Below are 15963 nucleotides of genomic sequence, written 5' to 3'. Positions count from 1 at the left end.
AGTACATAAGGAGGAACCATAATGTCCAAGAAAATCATCCTTGATTGCGATCCGGGACATGATGACGCCGTTGCCATCCTGCTTGCCGTGGGCAATCCCAATATCGATCTGCTGGGCGTCACCACGGTAGGTGGCAATCAGAGCCTTGACAAGGTGACCTACAACGCCCGTGCAGTGTTGGAAAAGGCGCATGCCACCGACGTGTCGGTGCATGCCGGATGTGACCGTCCGTTGGTACGCAAGCAGGAAGTGGCAGCTTCCATTCACGGCGAAACCGGTCTTGACGGCGTTGAACTGCCTGAACCCAGCCGTCCGCTGGAAGCCGGCCATGCCGTCAACTGGATTATCGACACCATTATGAGCAACGAGCCAGGCACCATCACTCTGGTGCCGACCGGACCGCTGACCAACATTGCCATGGCCGCCCGCATGGAGCCGCGCATTGTTGAACGTGTCAAGGAAGTCGTGCTTATGGGCGGCGGATACCATGTGGGCAACTGGAGTGCCGTGGCTGAGTTCAACATCAAGGTCGATCCGGAAGCCGCTCACATCGTGTTCAATGAAGCCTGGCCGATCACCATGGTCGGATTGGATCTGACGCATCAGGCACTGTGCACGCCCGAAGTGCAGCAGCGTATCGAAGGCGTTGGCACTGATCTCGCCAAGTTCGTGTCTGGTCTGATGGACTTCTTCCGCAAGACCTATCAAGACAATCAAGATTTCATCGATCCTCCAGTCCATGATCCGTGCACGGTGGCATACCTCATTGATCCGAGCGTCATGACCACCCGTCGTTGCCCGGTTGATGTCGAAATCCATGGAGATCTCACACTCGGCATGACCGTCGCCGACCTGCGAGGTCCAGAGCCGAGCGCCGAAGAATGCCACACCCAGGTTGCAGTCAAGCTTGATTTCAACAAATTCTGGGATTTGGTAACCGACGCAATCAAGACCATCGGCTGAAAGAAGAGAAAGATAAGCAAAGGGGTGCTCTAATGACAGAGACCAAAAACAGCAAAATGCTCGATGAAGGCGGCAAGTCCGTCGTCGCATTGATGGCAGCACTGATGGCAGCTATCTTCGCGTTCCAGCTCAACGCGTCCATGCTTTCGCCTGCATTGACGACCATGCGTGTTGAACTCAACACCACCGATGCGCAGATTGGCTTGACCCAGACGGTGTTCTTTACCTCGTGCGCAGTGTTCTCGCTGTTCCTGCCGCGACTCGGCGATTTGATCGGTCGCAAGAAAGTGCTGCTCGGCATTCTTGTGCTTACCGCTTTGGGTTGCGTGGTTTCCGCGCTCGCGGTCAACGTGCCGATGCTGATGATCGGTCGTGTGATTCAGGGTGTTGCCGGTCCGATTGTGCCGATGACGCTGATCATGCTGCACGCCAAGGTTACTGAAGATAAGAAGTACGCCAAGCTCATGGCTATTCTGACTTCCGTTAATGGTGGCATCGGCGGTGTCGACGCTATTCTTGGCGGTTGGCTTGCTGGCACGTTCGGTTTCCGTTCCGTGTTCTGGGTCATGGTTGGCGTTGCGGTGCTTGCCATTGTGCTTGTGTTCGTGTATGCGGAAGAATCCACCGCTTCCGAGACTCCGAAGATGGATTGGGCTGGCGTGGTTTCCCTTGCCGCCGCATTCTTGGCCGCATATCTGGCCATCAACGAGATTCAGAAGCTGGGATCCGCCAATTGGGCGATGGTCGCTGTCGAAATCGTTATTGCAGCCGTGCTGTTCGTGGTGTTCTGGAATGTTGAGAAGCGTCAGAAGGCTCCGATGGTCACCACGCATTACCTCAAGCAGCGTCGTACTTGGGGTCTGCTGCTGACCACCCTGCTTACCATGACCGGCGTGTTCGCCATCATGAACGGTATCGTGCCTGCTCTCGCTCAGGATACCGAAGTCGGCGCCGGCATGAGCGCCAGCGTGGTATCGTTCGCCACCCTGACTCCGTATGCGTTGATCGGTCTCGCATTCGGTCCGGTCGCAGGCGTGCTCGCTTCGAAGTTCGGCTACCGTGCGGTGCTGCGTACTGGCTTGATCGTCTCTGTTGCGGGCGTGCTGTTCGGCATCTTCGTGTGCAACGTTCCGAGCATCTGGGCACTTGTGGTCATGTCTTTGGCTTTGGGCGTTTCCTACGCAGGTACTGCCAACATCATGCTGAACGGTCTGGGCATCGTGCTCTCTCCGGAAGACAATCCGGGCTATCTGCCTGGTCTGAACTCCGGTGCATTCAACTTGGGTGCCGGTCTGAGTTATGCAGTGCTGTACGCTGCTCAGAACGCGTTCACCGCATCCGGCGGTGCGACCAGCGGCTACATCGCAGCCATGGTTGGCGGTGTGGTTCTGCTCGGCCTCGCGTTCTGCGCATCCCTGCTCGTTCCGAAGCCGGGAGAGCAGAAGTAATCAATATAAGCTTGCTTGTGTTGTGTGATTAAAAAACGGCGGTTTTGCAGTCGGACTCCTCTCTGTCCGACCAACAAAACCGCCGTCCTTTTTATATATATGATTGCGATTGTATGGTTACAGAAATTTCTGATGGTATGCAATCGCTGGGTGCATTCAGCTGTTCAGTGCCTTGGCACCAATGTCGTGACGGTAGAACATGCCCTTGGTGTCGAGCTTGTCGATAATCGCATACACCTTGTCTTGAGCGGCCTTGATATCGGCGGCGGAAGTCTCCACCAGCAGCACACGACCGGAATTGGCGATCAGGCCTTCTTCGCTGCGAGCCACGCCAGCGTAATACACGTGGGAATCCTCATCGACTGGAATCTCAGGAATCGTAGCGCCCTTGATCACATTGACAGGATATCCGTCGGCGGCGAGCACCACACCAAGCGTGGCATTGTCGTTATCCCAAGTGAATTCCGGAGTCTCACCATTGAGCAGAGCACTGATGCCAGCGCCGAGATCAGACGTGAGCTTCGGCAGCACGACTTCCGTTTCCGGATCACCAAAACGAGCATTGAACTCGATGACCTTCGGACCGTCAGCGGTGGCAATCAAGCCAGCGTACAGAATGCCAGTAAACGGTGTTCCCTCATCAGCCATAGCCTGAACGGTCGGCTTCACAATGGTTTCAATAGCGGTATCAACCACATCCTGACCGATCTGCGGAACCGGGCTGTACGCACCCATGCCACCGGTGTTCGGACCCTTATCGCCATCATATGCGCGCTTATGATCCTGCGAAATCGGCATCGGCCAGAAATCAGTGCCGTTCACAAAGCTCATCAGAGAGAACTCCTGACCTTCCAGGAAGTCCTCGATAACGACCTTCGCGCCGGCGTTGCCGAAACGATGGTCGACGAAAATATCTTCAAGAGCGGCGATGGCGGTTTCCTCATCCATGGCAACGGTCACGCCCTTGCCGGCGGCCAAGCCGTCAGCCTTGATCACAATCGGAGCGCCATGCTCACGAACATAAGTCGTGGAACGCTCCAAATCGCTGAACGTTTGATACCTTGCGGTCGGAATGCTGTGACGTTCCATCAGCTGCTTGGCGAAATCCTTGGATCCCTCGATCTGTGCGGCGGCCTTGCTCGGACCGAACGCCTTGATGCCAGCCTGAGCGAAATCGTCAACGATGCCCTCGATAAGCGGCACTTCCGGACCGACGAACACCCAGTCATAGCCGTTGTTCTTTACGAAATCAATCAGTGCGGCATGATTGGACGGGCTGATTTGCGTGATGCGGATGCCGTCAAGCTCCATACCTGGATTGCCCGGAGCCACTGTGACCTCGCTGACGCTGCTGCCACGCATAAGCGCATGAGCGATGGCGTGCTCGCGTGCGCCGGAACCAATGACCAGAACCTTCATGTTTCCTCCTGTTATGTCCCTTTTGGGAAAATCCTATGTTCAGGAAAGTCTTTGGAAATAAAAGGGGGTGGCCGTTATGGCTCACCCCCATATATGTATTTACTGCAGTTCGACGTCGCTATTGGTCTTCTTGACGATATTGCCGAGCACATAACCGGCTTCGCCATTGGACTTGAGCAATTCCATGGTCTTATCAGCATCTTCGGCGTTGACTGCCAGCACCATGCCAATACCCATATTGAAGATGTTGAACATTTCCATATGATCGATTTCGCCGGCCTTCTCGAGCACATCGAAAATCGGCAGCACCGGCCAAGAGCCGAGATTGATGTGCGCAGCCAAGCCGTCCGGAATCATACGCGGAATGTTTTCGATGAAGCCGCCGCCGGTGATATGGGCGACGCCCTTGACCACGCCGGCCTTGAATAGCGGGGAAAGGGCCTTCACATAGATCTTCGTCGGGGTAAGGAGTACGTCGCCGAGCTTTTCGCCATCAAGTTCGTCAAGTACGGTGTCGACCGTGTAGCCGGCCTTCTCGAACAGGGCCTTGCGTACCAGAGAGAAGCCGTTGGAATGCACGCCGGTGGACGGCAGGCCAATGAGTACATCGCCTTCAGCGATGGTGGAGCCGTCCACGATTGCGGACTTCTCGGCAACGCCGACCGCGAAACCGGCCAGATCGTACTCGTCTTCGTCATACATGCCCGGCATTTCAGCGGTTTCGCCACCGATCAGACCGGAACCAGCCTGTACGCAGCCGTCGGCAACGCCAGCCACAACCTGCTCGAGCAGTGCTGGATCGTTCTTGCCACAGGCGATGTAATCCAGGAAGAACAACGGTTCCGCACCTTGAGCGGCAATATCGTTAACGCACATGGCTACACAGTCAATGCCGATGGTGTTGTGCTTGTTGGCCATTTTGGCAACGACCAGCTTGGTACCGACGCCATCGGTGCCGGAAATCAGTACCGGCTCCTTGTATCCGAGGGAAGCCAGATCGAACAGGCCGCCGAAGCCGCCAATACCGCCGACTACGCCCGGACGGTTGGTGCGAGCCACATGGGACTTGATGCGCTTGACGACTTCGTAACCGGCCTCAACGCTCACGCCGGCTTCTTCATATGCTTTTGGCATATCAAACCTTTCTAGGGTTCAGTGTTCTTCTTGGGGTGAAGTAGTGGTGTATTCGTTGCCTTCGTACTTGCTCTTGTACAGGGCGAATTCAGGCAGTCGGACGCGATCCTCCGGAGTCAACGACTTCAGGAAATCAGCTTCATAGTCATCCAAGGCGGTCGGATAATCGCCATTGAAATAGGCCACGCACAGACCGCCGTACGGTGCGTCTGCACCCAGGCCGATGGATTCGACCAATCCGTCGAGTGACAGGAACGCCAAGGAATCGGCACCGATGTATTCGCGGATTTCTTCAACGGACTTCTTCGCGGCGATGAGCTCCTTGGTGGTGGAGATGTCGATGCCATAGAAGCACGGGTACTTCAGCGGCGGCGAGCTGATACGCATGTGCACTTCGGCAGCACCGGCTTCCTTGAGTAGCTGCACAATACGCTTGGACGTGGTACCACGCACGATGGAATCGTCGATAACGATCACTCGCTTGCCCTTAACCACGCCACGCACGGCGGAAAGCTTCATACGCACACCCTGTTCGCGCAGCTCCTGCGTCGGCTGGATGAAGGTTCGAGCCACATACTGGTTCTTGATCAGGCCCATCTCGTTTGGCAGACCGGCTTCTTCCGCATAGCCGGAGGCCGCGGACAGCGAGGAATTCGGCACGCCAATGACCATATCGGCCTCAACCGGAGACTCTTGTGCTAGGCGGGCGCCCATGCGCTTACGGGCGGAATGCACGTTCACGCCGTAAATATCGGAATCAGGACGTGCGAAGTAGATGAATTCCATCGAGCAGATGGCCAACTGGGTCTGATTGGTGTACTGCACGATTTTATAGCCGTGATCGTCGATAACCACGATTTCACCCGGGCGAATATTGCGCACCAATTCAGCGCCAACAACATCGAGCGCGCAGGTTTCGGAAGCGAGTACATAAGCGCCGTTCTTCATCTTGCCGAGGGAAAGCGGGCGGAAACCATTCGGATCAAGTGCGCCGATCATGGCGTCTTCGGTCATGATCAGGTAGGCGAAACCGCCGTGCACGGTGTTGAGCGCTTCCTTGAGCTTGTCCATGAACGTGCGCTGGGTGGAGCGACGCAGCAGATGCATCAACACTTCGGTGTCGGAATTGGAGTGGAAAATCGCCCCTTCGTCTTCCAGCTTACGCCTCAAAGTCGGGCAATTCGTCAGATTGCCGTTATGGCACAGAGCCATATCGCCGTCATGGAAGCGGAAGATGAATGGCTGGATGTTGTCGGTGCCGCCTGAACCGGCAGTGGCGTAGCGCACGTGGCCGATCGCCCTGTCTCCCTTCAGGCGTTCGATTTCTCGCTCGTCGCTGAACACCTGGGTCAACAGACCCGTTCCGCGATGACCGATGAGATGACCGTTATCGTTCGAGACAATGCCGGCGCCTTCCTGACCACGATGCTGCAACGCGTGCAGACCGAAGTAGGTGAGTCGGGCGGCGTCCGAGTGACCCCAAACGCCAAAGATACCGCATTCCTCGTGGATGTCTTCGAGTTCAGCTGACAAGCCAAAGCTCCTTCCAAAACCATGGAGACAAGGGATTCGCTACCGTTCAACCCTACCAACCGGAGGCTACAATTGGCGGTTTTCGTGGAGTCCTTAGGGGCACTTGGCATGTCGGGTGTGTCGAACAATTGTTCGAACTCTCTGATATGCTGAATGCAGGAAAATACAGTGCGGTGCATCGGCGATGCTTTGTCGGTGCTTTGCGAGGCGAAGTGCTCGTTGACGTTTCAAGATGGAGCCAAATCATGGAAGGAGTCTGAAGATGGCCGAACGTACCTATATCGCTATCGATCTGAAATCCTTCTATGCGTCTTCGGAATGTGCGGAACTCGGATTCGACCCTCTATCCACGCATCTGGTAGTGGCCGACCAATCGCGCACCGACAAAACCATCTGTCTTGCCGTGTCGCCATCGCTCAAAGCATATGGACTGCCGGGGCGGGCGAGACTGTTCGAAGTCAAAGCGAAGCTTAAAGAAGTCAATGCTGCACGGCGGGCAGCGGCACCGGGCGGTGTGCTGAGAGGTGAATCGTATGATGCGAAAGCGCTCGCAGCTAATCCGAATCTGGCTGCCGGCGTGTATATAGCCAAGCCTCGAATGTCGCATTATCTCAACATCAGTGCGAAAATCTACAGCATATATTTAAGGTACGTATCCGAAGCTGACATTCATGTCTATTCGATAGATGAAGTATTCATGGATGTTACCGGGTATTTGCGGGCTTACGGCAAAAGCGCGCATGATATGGCCCGTGAAATGATCCAGCAGATTCTTCGGGAGACGGGCATCACCGCAACGGCCGGTATCGGTACGAATATGTATTTGGCGAAAGTGGCTATGGACGTGGTCGCCAAGCATATTCCCGCGGATAAGGATGGCGTGCGTATCGCGCAATTGGATGAGATGTCGTATCGTCGGCTGTTATGGGCGCACAGGCCGTTGACTGATTTCTGGCGTGTGGGACGAGGGTATGCGAAGAAGCTCGAAGCCCAAGGTCTAATGACAATGGGCGATATAGCCCGATGTTCCATAGGCCGTGCCGACGAGTATTACAACGAGGGCCTGCTGTACAAGATGTTCGGTGTGAACGCCGAGCTGCTTATCGACCATGCGTGGGGTTGGGAACCTTGCACGATCGCCGACATCAAAGCGTATAAGCCAGCTGGTCATAGTATGAGTTCGGGGCAGGTGCTTACGGGCGCGGTCGGTTTTGACTCGGCGCGGCTGATTGTGAGAGAAATGGCGGACACCTTGTCTTTGGACTTGGTTGCCAAAGGTGTGAAGGCCGGCCATATGGGGTTGGTGGTCGGTTACGATACCGCCAGTCTTGATCCAAAGCGGCTAGGGGAGTGTGGCACTCCGGAATTGAAGGCGATGGCTGAGCGAGCTATTGCCGAATATAGCGGTCCCGTAACTCTTGATAGGTATGGTCGGCGTGTGCCCAAGCCGGCTACAGGGTCGATTGGTCTGGGCGACCATACGTCATCCACCACGCGCATATGCGATGCGGTTGACGAATTGTTCTGCAGAATCGTCGATCATCGGCTGTTGGTACGTCGATTGAATGTGGTTGCTTCTGATTTGCAAACGGTCGAACAGCTGGCTGAGCGGAATGCTGCGGCGAATTACGTTCAGCCCGATCTGTTTTCGGATATGCAGGAAGTCTCAAATGGAAGCGATAACAACGATTGCAGTGATAACGTCGATAACAACGCGCGGTCTTCCTACGCTGACGATATGCGGGTTGTCGATGAGATTTCCGAACAGCATGTGCAGCAGACGATTCTTGACATCAAACGCAAGTTCGGCAAAAACGCCGTCATTAAAGGGATGGACATGTTCGCTGATGCCACAGGTCAACAGCGCAACCGGCAGATTGGAGGTCATGCAGCATGAGTTTGCAGCAAACCGACCGTTACGATGACATCATCAACTTGCCTCATCATCGCTCGTGCACGCGCCCGCACATGAGCATGCACAACCGTGCCGCGCAATTCATGCCTTTCGCCGCTCTCACCGGCTACGACGACATCATCAAACAAACCGCCACCCATTCGAACGAAGCAGTGGAACGCGCCAACACCCCCGTCAATCTCGACGAAGGCTACCTCTCCGCCTAACATGTGTCGGAGACCAGAAAAGAGGCTGTTTGGTTTGATTAGGGAGGAATCCCGATCAAACCAAACAGCCTCTGTATGTTCGAATCTACGTCAGAACGCTTTTATGGATGCGGTCGCGGATCAGGCGGTGAAGTATTCCACGCCGGCTGTGAACAGCGGCTGATCCTTTTCGCCCGGAACGTTCTTGAATGTGCCGTTGCTGTAGCGTTCCGAATGGCCCATCTTGCCGAACACGCGGCCGTCTGGGCTGGTGATGCCTTCAATGGCCAGCAGCGAACCGTTCGGGTTCACGTCCAGATCCATGCCAGGCACGCCGGCTTCGTCTACATACTGCGTGGCGATCTGGCCGTTGGTTTTGAGCTGCGCAAGCACGTCATCGGAAGCCACGAAACGGCCTTCACCATGGGAAATGGCGATGGTGTGCATGTCTCCAACGGAAGTCTTGGAAAGCCACGGAGACAGGTTCGACGCGACACGGGTGCGCACCAAGCGGCTCTGGTGGCGGCCGATGGTGTTGAACGTCAGCGTCGGGCATTCTGCAGTCATCGGCACGATATCGCCGTACGGCACCAAGCCGAGCTTGATCAGAGCCTGGAAACCATTGCAGATGCCGAGCATCAAGCCATCGCGGTTGTTCAACAGGTCACGCACCGCTTCGGTGACGGCAGGAGCGCGGAAGAACGCGGTGATGAACTTGGCGGAGCCATCAGGCTCGTCGCCGCCGGAGAAGCCGCCCGGAATCATAATGATCTGGCTCTTCTTGATCTCCTCAACCAGCGCTTGGGTGGATTCGGCAACGGCAGCCGGAGTGAGATTGTTCACGATCAACGTGCTCACATCGGCACCGGCACGCTCGAACGCGGCAGCGGAATCGTATTCGCAGTTGTTGCCAGGGAACACGGGGATGATCACATGCGGCTTGGCAATGCCGGTACCGGTGTAGACGGTCTTCTTCGGAGCGTCGAAGGAAACAGCCTCAACGGTCTTGCCCTTCTCATCGCCCTTGGAACGGTACGGGAACACTGACTCGATGCCACTCTCCCAGGCATCCTGCAATTCAGCCAAATCCAACGTCTCGCCAGCAGCAACGAAATCGTAAGCTTCGGTGGTCTTACCAATCTCACCGATCTCAACCAGATTCGACACTGACGGAAGCTTGGCGCCATCAGCCAATTCCACAATGAAGGAGCCGTAAGCAGGAGCAAACAGATCATCCACGGAAATCTTGGAATCAAGAGCCACGCCAATCTGGTTGCCGACGGTCATCTTGAACATAGCCTCGGCAGTAGCGCCATAACCCGGAGTGGACACGGCCAGAGCATCACCGAAATCAGTCAGCTCCTCAACCACAGAGAACGTCTCAAGCAGCGCATCCTTGTCAGGAGTCAAACCGTCAGCGAGATAACGCGGAGCGATACGAACCACACGATGGCCGGCACCCTTGAATTCCGGCGAAGTGGCACGCTTCATATTGCCCACGGCCACGGCGAAGGAAATCAGCGTCGGCGGCACATCAAGCTGCTCGAACGTGCCGGACATGGAATCCTTACCGCCGATCGCGCCGGCACCAAGATCAACCTGAGCCATCAGCGCGCCAAGCACGGCGGCCATCGGCTTGCCCCAACGGGTCGGCTCATCGCGAAGCTTCTCGAAATACTCCTGGAAGCTCAGGTACGCCTTCTCATGCTCGAAGCCGGCAGCAACCAGCTTCGACAGCGATTCAACCACAGACAGGTAAGCGCCGGTGAACTGGTTCTTCTCCATAATGAACGGGTTGAAGCCCCAAGCCATCGCGGACGCGGTAGTGGTTTCGCCGAACACCGGAAGCTTGGCAACCATGGCCATATTCGGGGTCAGCTGCTTCTTGCCGCCGAACGGCATGAGTACGGTACCTGCACCGATAGTGGAATCGAAACGCTCGGAAAGACCCTTATTGGAAGCCACGTTCAGATCGGTGAGCATGGCATGCATACGGTCAGACAGGGAACCGGAAACCCACGGAGTGGTGTAGGACTGCTGCGCTTCGACGTGGGCCACTTGATGCTTCGGGGCACCGTTGGAAGCGAGGAATTCACGAGACAGATCAACGATCGCGTCGCCGTTCCACACCATAGTCATGCGCGGATCTTCGGTTACGGTCGCGATGACTTCAGCCTCGAGATTCTCTTCCTTGGCGTAGCCGAGGAACTCGTCGACGTCTTCGGCTGCAACGTCCACGGCCATACGTTCCTGCGATTCGGAAATCGCAAGTTCCGTGCCGTCCAAGCCCTCGTACTTTTTCGAAACCTTGTTGAGATCGACATACAGGCCGTCAGCGAGCTCACCAACAGCAACGGAAACGCCGCCAGCACCGAAATCGTTGCAACGCTTGATCAAACGGCATGCGTCACCGCGACGGAACAGACGTTGCAACTTACGCTCGACAGGAGCGTTGCCCTTCTGCACTTCGGCACCGTCAAGCTCCAGAGACTCAACATTGTGAGCCTTGGACGAGCCGGTGGCACCACCAATGCCGTCACGTCCGGTACGGCCGCCGAGCAGAATGATCTTGTCGCCCGGAGCGGGGGTTTCGCGGCGCACATGATCTGCCGGAGTCGCGGCCACAACCGCACCGACCTCCATACGCTTGGCCACATAGCCCGGGTGATAGATCTCGTCGACCTGACCGGTGGCAAGACCAATCTGGTTGCCGTATGAAGAATAGCCGGCGGCTGCGGTAGTGACCAGCTTGCGCTGGGGGAGTTTGCCCTCGAGGGTTTCGGAAACAGGAACGGTCGGATCGGCGGCACCGGTCACACGCATGGCCTGATACACGTAGGAACGGCCGGAAAGCGGGTCGCGGATGCAGCCGCCGATGCAGGTTGCCGCACCGCCGAACGGTTCGATTTCCGTCGGATGGTTGTGGGTTTCGTTCTTGAACAGGAACAGCCAATCCTCATCATGGCCATTCACATCAACCTTTACCTTGACGGTGCAGGCGTTGATTTCTTCGGATTCATCAAGATTCTTCAGAATGCCGTTCTTCTTGAGCCACTTCGCGCCGATGGTGCCCATATCCATGAGGCATACAGGCTTTTCGTCGCGGCCAAGCTCGTGACGCATCTCAAGATACTTATTGAACGCGGCCTGCACGGTCGCGTCATCGATCTGCACATCATCAAGTTGTGTGCCGAACGTGGTGTGACGGCAATGATCGGACCAATACGTGTCGATCACCTTGATTTCCGTGATCGTCGGATCACGCTGTTCCTCGGTGAAGTAAGCACGGCAGAACTGCAGATCAGCCAAATCCATGGCCAGGCCACGATCGACGATGAACTGCTCGAGATCGGCGTCGCTCATGGTGCGGAAGCCTTCGATGACCTCCACCTTGCCCGGTACCGGCACCTGCGTTTTCAACGTGGTCTTGGTTTCCAGCGAAGCTTCGCGCGCCTCGACCGGGTTGATCACATAATGCTTGATGGCGGCGATATCGGCGTCGCTCAGCTCGCCTTCAAGCGCATACACTTTGGCGGAACGAACAGTCGGACGCTCTCCCTGGGAGATCAGCTGAATGCATTCGCTGGCGGAATCCGCACGCTGGTCGAACTGGCCGGGCAGATACTCCACAGCAAACACAATATCAGAACCGAAATCAGGCAAATCGGCGGAAACATTATCGACCTGCGGCTCACTGAACACGGTAGGGGTAGCCTGTGCGAACAGTTCCTCGCTAATGCCTTCCACGTCATAACGATTGACGAGACGCACATTCTTCAGCGATGCGATGCCAAGAATGGTCTTCAGCTCGTTGGTGAGCTGCCTGGCCTCGACATCAAAACCCTGCTTCTTTTCCACGTACACGCGAAAAACCATGGTTGACTCCTTGAAAGAGGGGCTTGGTGAGATTGATAAAAGTAAGATTTTCAAAAACGATGAAGCCCGCATCCGAGTTTGTACTGCAGATGCGGGCTATCGCAAGTATTATTCGGCTACTTCAATGCCTTCGGACTTGGCGAGTTCGGCCAAACGGCTTTCGATTTCTTCGTAGGCCGGGATGATGTCGCCCAGGTCGCGGCGGAACAGATCCTTGTCGAGATGCTCCACCTTGCCGGAATGATCACGCTGATCCCACAGACGGCAGGAATCCGGGGTAATCTCGTCGGCGAGCAGCAGAGTGCCGTCGGAAGTGCGACCCATTTCGATCTTGAAGTCCACAAGCTTGACATCGATCTTGGCAAAGATCTCGATCAGGGCCTCATTGATGCGGCGGGCGAGCGGAGCAATCTCAGCCAGATCCTCACGGGTGCACACGCCCAACGCAACCAGATCGTCATCGTTCACGAACGGATCGTGCAGATCGTCGTTCTTCAGGAAGTACTCCAGCACCGGCTCCTTGAGCTCGATGCCCTCTTCCACGCCCAAGCGAGAGCAGAAGTGTCCGGCGGCGGTGTTACGCAGCACGATCTCGAGCGGGAACATGGTGACCTTCTTGACCAGCTGGGAGGTTTCGCCCACGCGGGCCACCAGATGGCTGTCGATACCACGCTTCTTGAGCAGATCGAAGATCAGCGTGGTGATGAGGTTGTTCAGCCTGCCCTTGCCGGCGAAGTCTTCCTTCTTTTCGCCGTCACCTGCGGTAGCGGAGTTCTTGTATTCGACCCAGAGTACTTCCGGATCTTCAGTTGCGTACAGTTGCTTGGCTTTGCCCTCGTAGAGCTTTTCCAACTTCTCCATTACTCGCCTTTCCTGGTGTTTGGGAGGTAGATAGTTTGGTGAACTTGATGGTTAACAAGATACCAACGGGAGGCTACAATCGGCGCGTTCCCGGCCGAGTTGTGAAAGCCTCCCGTGCGACTTCCGTACAAAGATTCTATCGTGGAATCACATTGAGGTTGAAATAGGGTCAGATGACTGCAATATCAAGTGACCGTGCGACCTGTGCGGCTTTGTTGCGTGCGTCGCTTTCGTCGCTTCCAAGAGCCAAGGCGACTGCCATGCGGCGATGGCCGTGCACTTCCGGCTTGGCGAAGATACGCAGGTCGGTGCCCGGCTCAGCCAATGCCGCACCGACATTGCGGAATTCAGCCTCGCCGTCGCCTTCCACCACAATCGCATGGCTGGCTGCAACCGAACCTTCCGGAATCGACAGCGCGACATGATCTTGCGTGATCGGAAGTCCAAGAATCGCGCGCGCATGCAGGGCGAACTCGCTCAACCGTTGGGAAGCCATCGTCACCATGCCCGTGTCGTGCGGGCGCGGCGAAACCTCATTGAACAATACGGAACCGTCGGTCAATACAAACAATTCCACGCCGAATACACCCCAACCATGTTCGCCAGAAGCCTTGGCCTTGCCCACCAAGCCTTCCACCGCACGGCGTGCGATCTGCTGCGACTGCTCAAGCACTTGTGGAGTGGAGGAAGCAGGCTGCCAGGATTCGCGATAATCACCATTTTCCTGACGCTGTCCGATCGGAGCGCAGGTCACGATACCGGCGCTGGAGCTGACGGTCAGCACGGTCAGTTCGTAATCCAATGGAGCCAACGCTTCTACAATCACTCGGGAAACGTCACCCTCGTCGTGCGCGCGACGACCTTCCTGTGCCTCAACCCAAGCCGCGTCAATCGCATCGGCGGAACGAACCACGGACTGGCCATGACCGGAAGAACTCATAATCGGCTTGACCACGCACGGGTAGCCAACCGTTTCTGCCCCAGCGCGAAGCTCTTCCAGCGAGCCTGCGAAGCGGTACGGGGTGGTCGGCAAACCCAATTCCTCATGCGCGAGCACGCGCAAACGTTCGCGATCCATGCAAATGGATGCGATTTCGGCGCTAGGTACCACTTGGGCGCCACGTTCGGCCGCGGCGGCCAGTTCGCTGGTGGCGATCGCTTCAACTTCCGGAACAATGATGTCCGGCTTAATTTCGTCGAACAATGTTCGCAACTGTTCGGCATTGGCCATGTCGAGCACACGGTATTCGTGCGCCACCTGCTGTGCCGGAGCGCCTTCATAGGAATCGGCCGCACATACCCATGCGCCAAGTCTCATCAATTCAATGGTGACTTCCTTGCCTAGCTCGCCGGAGCCAAGAAATAGAACACGAGTCGGATGCTTACCAAGCGGAGTGCCCAAGGCATGATTCTCTTCAGTCATGTCTTCTATTGTGCCATCGGCGTAGGATGGAGTGCATGTCTGAGACGGAACAGGAAGAAACACAACGCCCCCTGACCATCGCCATGGTGGTCGACACGTCGGGAAACCGAGGCAATGGCACTTCGAATTCGGCATTGCAATGGGCGGAGGAATTGAAACGGCAAGGCCATACGGTCAGGCTCGTAGGCATTGGTGCGCCTGAATACCCGGCGCGAGTCAACCATGTGCCTCTGGTCAGTTGGGTGGCGAAGAAGCAGCAGATGCAGTTCGCCGAGCCGAGCGACACGCTGTTCAGAACCGCGTTTCAAGGAGTGGACGTGGTGCATATCTACACCCCGTTCCGTTTCGGCCAACATGCTTGCAAAGTCGCCAAACAGATGGGAATCGCGGTTACTGCGGGCTATCATGTGCAGCCGGAGAACATCACGTATTCGGCGGGCCCGCTGAAATATATTCCGGGTATCGACTCGTTTATCTACTGGCTGTTCAATCTGTGGCTGTATCGCAAAATCGACCATGTGCATGTGCCCACCGAACTTGGCGCAAGTCTGCTGCGCTCCCACGGATACAAAGCGAAACTGCATGTGATTTCCAACGGATACGAAGCGCGGTTCACTCCGAAAATGCAGCGTGATGCAGGGAAATCCGCGTCGGTTCCGTTCCGTATCGTCGCTTCTGGACGATTGACGAACGAGAAGAATCATGTTGCGTTGATTCAGGCGATCGCACGTTGCAGGCATGCGCAAGATATTGAATTGACGATTGCCGGCACTGGTCCTCTGAAAAGGAAGTTGCGGCGACTTGCGTCACGCTTGCTTTCCAGACCGGCGTCGATTGGATTCCATAAGAACACAGAAATGCCGGCTTTGCTGCGTTCCGGCGATCTGCTGGTGCATCCTTCGATCGCCGATCTTGAGTCGGTGAGCGTGATCGAGGGTATGGCTGCCGGCTTGGTCCCTGTGATCGCCTCATCGCCGTTGAGTGCGGCAGGCCAGTTTGCGTTGCGGGATGAGTCGCTGTTCCCCGTTGACGATGTGGAATCGTTGGCGAGACGTATCGATTGGTGGATCGACCACCCCGACGAATTGTCGAAATGGGGCGAAGTCTACGCCGAGCACACCAAGGAATATTATTCAGTGGAGGCGTCCGTGCATAAGTTCATTGCGATGGAACGCGAGGCGATTGCGGACAATATCAGTAAATGAA

The 15963-nt window shown here is 56.1% G+C and carries 11 protein-coding genes; 5 read left to right on the top strand and 6 right to left on the bottom strand.

The window, feature by feature from the left end; all coding sequences use genetic code 11:
* Positions 1–21: 21 nt before the first annotated feature.
* Positions 22–963 carry a uridine-preferring nucleoside hydrolase UriH gene (uriH, locus tag CE168_RS01375; protein ID WP_099570818.1) on the top strand — a complete coding sequence of 314 codons (942 nt, stop codon included), beginning with the start codon at positions 22–24 and terminating at the stop codon, positions 961–963.
* 32 nt (positions 964–995) lie between these two features.
* Entirely contained in the window at positions 996–2411 is a 1416-nt protein-coding gene (uriT, locus tag CE168_RS01370) for a uridine transporter UriT (RefSeq protein ID WP_099570817.1), read from the top strand.
* 156 nt (positions 2412–2567) lie between these two features.
* On the opposite strand, the gene purD is transcribed toward uriT, so the two are convergent.
* The 3 genes from purD to purF form a co-directional block, all read right to left on the bottom strand.
* Positions 2568–3830, bottom strand: coding sequence for a phosphoribosylamine--glycine ligase (purD, locus tag CE168_RS01365; RefSeq protein WP_099570816.1), 1263 nt, complete (start codon positions 3828–3830; stop codon positions 2568–2570).
* Positions 3831–3929: 99 nt separating this feature from the next.
* Positions 3930–4964 carry a phosphoribosylformylglycinamidine cyclo-ligase gene (purM, locus tag CE168_RS01360; protein WP_004219545.1) on the bottom strand — a complete coding sequence of 345 codons (1035 nt, stop codon included), beginning with the start codon at positions 4962–4964 and terminating at the stop codon, positions 3930–3932.
* 18 nt (positions 4965–4982) lie between these two features.
* On the bottom strand, positions 4983–6497 hold the full coding sequence (gene purF / locus CE168_RS01355) for an amidophosphoribosyltransferase (protein ID WP_099570815.1): 1515 nt from the start codon (positions 6495–6497) through the stop codon (positions 4983–4985).
* A gap of 262 nt (positions 6498–6759) precedes the next feature.
* Here purF and CE168_RS01350 point away from each other — a divergent pair, with 262 nt between their 5' ends.
* Together CE168_RS01350 and CE168_RS01345 are read left to right on the top strand one after the other, a co-directional pair.
* Positions 6760–8394: a Y-family DNA polymerase gene (locus CE168_RS01350; protein WP_099570814.1), complete on the top strand. Its 1635-nt coding sequence runs from the start codon at positions 6760–6762 to the stop codon at positions 8392–8394.
* Entirely contained in the window at positions 8391–8618 is a 228-nt protein-coding gene (locus CE168_RS01345; RefSeq protein WP_099570813.1) for a hypothetical protein, read from the top strand. The genes CE168_RS01350 and CE168_RS01345 overlap by 4 nt, the downstream gene beginning before the upstream one ends.
* Before the next feature lie 120 nt (positions 8619–8738).
* Here the strand turns inward: CE168_RS01345 and CE168_RS01340 are convergent, their stop codons facing one another.
* From CE168_RS01340 to purT, 3 genes are all read right to left on the bottom strand, one after another.
* Positions 8739–12473: a phosphoribosylformylglycinamidine synthase gene (locus CE168_RS01340; protein ID WP_099570812.1), complete on the bottom strand. Its 3735-nt coding sequence runs from the start codon at positions 12471–12473 to the stop codon at positions 8739–8741.
* 108 nt (positions 12474–12581) lie between these two features.
* Positions 12582–13334 carry a phosphoribosylaminoimidazolesuccinocarboxamide synthase gene (purC, locus tag CE168_RS01335; RefSeq protein WP_099570811.1) on the bottom strand — a complete coding sequence of 251 codons (753 nt, stop codon included), beginning with the start codon at positions 13332–13334 and terminating at the stop codon, positions 12582–12584.
* Between the two features lie 169 nt (positions 13335–13503).
* Complete coding sequence (purT, locus tag CE168_RS01330) at positions 13504–14757, bottom strand: formate-dependent phosphoribosylglycinamide formyltransferase (RefSeq protein WP_099570810.1); 1254 nt, start codon at positions 14755–14757, stop codon at positions 13504–13506.
* Between the two features lie 26 nt (positions 14758–14783).
* Here purT and CE168_RS01325 point away from each other — a divergent pair, with 26 nt between their 5' ends.
* Entirely contained in the window at positions 14784–15962 is a 1179-nt protein-coding gene (locus tag CE168_RS01325) for a glycosyltransferase (protein WP_099570809.1), read from the top strand.
* Position 15963: the final 1 nt, after the last annotated feature.

The organism is Bifidobacterium sp. N5G01, assembly GCF_002742425.1.
Taxonomy (GTDB): domain Bacteria; phylum Actinomycetota; class Actinomycetes; order Actinomycetales; family Bifidobacteriaceae; genus Bifidobacterium; species Bifidobacterium hominis.
This window is presented reverse-complemented; position numbering and strand designations above follow the sequence as displayed.

Bases quoted from the DNA above. Each gene is read 5' to 3' on its own strand.
- CE168_RS01325 (WP_099570809.1), top strand. From the start codon at position 14,784: ATGGAGTGCATGTCTGAGACGGAACAGGAAGAAACACAACGCCCCCTG.
- purM (WP_004219545.1), bottom strand. From the start codon at position 4,964: ATGCCAAAAGCATATGAAGAAGCCGGCGTGAGCGTTGAGGCCGGTTAC.
- CE168_RS01345 (WP_099570813.1), top strand. From the start codon at position 8,391: ATGAGTTTGCAGCAAACCGACCGTTACGATGACATCATCAACTTGCCT.
- uriT (WP_099570817.1), top strand. From the start codon at position 996: ATGACAGAGACCAAAAACAGCAAAATGCTCGATGAAGGCGGCAAGTCC.
- purD (WP_099570816.1), bottom strand. From the start codon at position 3,830: ATGAAGGTTCTGGTCATTGGTTCCGGCGCACGCGAGCACGCCATCGCT.
- CE168_RS01350 (WP_099570814.1), top strand. From the start codon at position 6,760: ATGGCCGAACGTACCTATATCGCTATCGATCTGAAATCCTTCTATGCG.
- purC (WP_099570811.1), bottom strand. From the start codon at position 13,334: ATGGAGAAGTTGGAAAAGCTCTACGAGGGCAAAGCCAAGCAACTGTAC.
- uriH (WP_099570818.1), top strand. From the start codon at position 22: ATGTCCAAGAAAATCATCCTTGATTGCGATCCGGGACATGATGACGCC.
- purT (WP_099570810.1), bottom strand. From the start codon at position 14,757: ATGACTGAAGAGAATCATGCCTTGGGCACTCCGCTTGGTAAGCATCCG.
- CE168_RS01340 (WP_099570812.1), bottom strand. From the start codon at position 12,473: ATGGTTTTTCGCGTGTACGTGGAAAAGAAGCAGGGTTTTGATGTCGAG.